Source organism: Actinoplanes sp. NPDC048791 (assembly GCF_040650095.1).
Taxonomy (GTDB): Bacteria; Actinomycetota; Actinomycetes; order Mycobacteriales; family Micromonosporaceae; genus Actinoplanes.
In genome coordinates this window covers 1-1,347 of sequence record NZ_JBEZGQ010001590.1, presented here as the reverse complement: position 1 = coordinate 1,347, position 1,347 = coordinate 1, and the positions used below count along the sequence as shown (strand labels likewise).

2 protein-coding genes are annotated in these 1,347 nt (G+C 73.3%); one reads left to right on the top strand and one right to left on the bottom strand.

Going from position 1 to position 1,347, the window contains the following annotated elements:
• Positions 1–46: 46 nt before the first annotated feature.
• A complete protein-coding gene (locus tag AB0C29_RS48760; RefSeq protein WP_360835230.1) occupies positions 47–838 on the bottom strand; it encodes a hypothetical protein in 792 nt (263 codons plus the stop codon).
• Positions 839–1,029: 191 nt separating this feature from the next.
• Here AB0C29_RS48760 and AB0C29_RS48755 point away from each other — a divergent pair, with 191 nt between their 5' ends.
• Positions 1,030–1,332, top strand: coding sequence for a hypothetical protein (locus AB0C29_RS48755; protein ID WP_360835229.1), 303 nt, complete (start codon positions 1,030–1,032; stop codon positions 1,330–1,332).
• Positions 1,333–1,347: the final 15 nt, after the last annotated feature.

Genomic DNA, 1,347 nt, shown 5'->3' with positions numbered 1-1,347 from the left:
GGGGGGGGGCGCCGGCTGCCGTGCCGCGGGGCGGGCGCCGGGACGCTCAGGTGTCGGAGGGCAGCTGCCGGCGGCCGAACTCGAGGGTGTCGAGGTCGCCGTGGAACTGGTCGGTGTCGACGTCGCTCTGGGCGGCCCGGATGCGCTTGCCGCCGATGACCACGGCGCCGCTGGGCAGGATGTCGTCCAGCGGACCGGTCTGCTGCGCGGGCGGCAGCACCTGACGGCCGGTCTCCCGGTCGTGGACGCGGATCTGGAACAGCACCGGGGACAGCCGTACGCAGGTGACCCGGTACCACCGGCCGAGCGCCAGCTGGAAGTTCTCGGGCCCGGCCGGCAGCAGGACGAACCGGGTGCCGTCCGACCACCGGCACGAGGGCCGGCCGTAGTCGACCTGCATCTTCCACTGGCTGAGGCCCGCCCCGGCCGCGCCGAACTGGAAGACGTTCATGCCGGCGGCCGGGGACGGCGGCTCGGTGAGGCGGATGTCGGCGCCGAACACGAACCGTCCCTCGCCGCCGTCGTCCGGGACCAGGGTGATGCTGCCGGCCGGCTGGATGATCGCTTGTGGACACGGCGCGAGGGTGCAGCTGCCGCCGGGGAAACGCAGGAACGGGTCGCCGCCGGGTCCGGCCACCGAGGTCACGGCACCGCCGCCGGTGAGGATGCTGCCGTGCAGGCCGTTGCCGCTGCTGTCGGCGACCTGGGTGGCGGTCACCAGGTCGCCGGCGTAGCGCAGTTCCAGGGTGCCCATCGGTGGGGCCGCCGTCGCGGGACCGGCCAGGGCGAGGACGAGCACGGCCACGGCCCCGCTCGTCGCTGATCGCAGAAGGTTCATGGTGCCGAGTGCAGCGGAGCCGGTGGCGGTGGACAAGGCGGGACGGTGCGACAGGCCGGGCCGTACCCGATCGGGGTCGTCCGGCTGTCGTATCGTGGGGTGACGTCGCAGGCCACGTCGGAGGTGATCACGGTGCACCGGTGCTCATGACAGCCCCATCCCGGGGCGTCACGGAGCCGAAAGGCGACCGTATGAGCAGGACCGACAAGACCAGGCCGTGGTGGGTGAAGCTGGCCGAGCGGCCGATGGTGACCTGCCGGCCGCAGCATGATCACCGCTTCGGGACGTGCACGCTGCCGGACCGGATCGACGCCACGGCGGCGCCGGTGATCCGCCCCGCGCGAGGCTGCTACTGGGTGGTGACCGCCCGCTTCGCCGACACCATGCACAACGGCTGCCGCTCGTGCACGGACTACTACTTCCGCCGTGAGGACCGTCGCCGGAGCCGTCATGAGAGCCGCCGCGAGCTGCGCGGTTATCACGGCGAGGACTGACGGGCCGGCGGCCGG

Bases quoted from the DNA above. Each gene is read 5' to 3' on its own strand.
- AB0C29_RS48760 (WP_360835230.1), bottom strand. From the start codon at position 838: ATGAACCTTCTGCGATCAGCGACGAGCGGGGCCGTGGCCGTGCTCGTC.
- AB0C29_RS48755 (WP_360835229.1), top strand. From the start codon at position 1,030: ATGAGCAGGACCGACAAGACCAGGCCGTGGTGGGTGAAGCTGGCCGAG.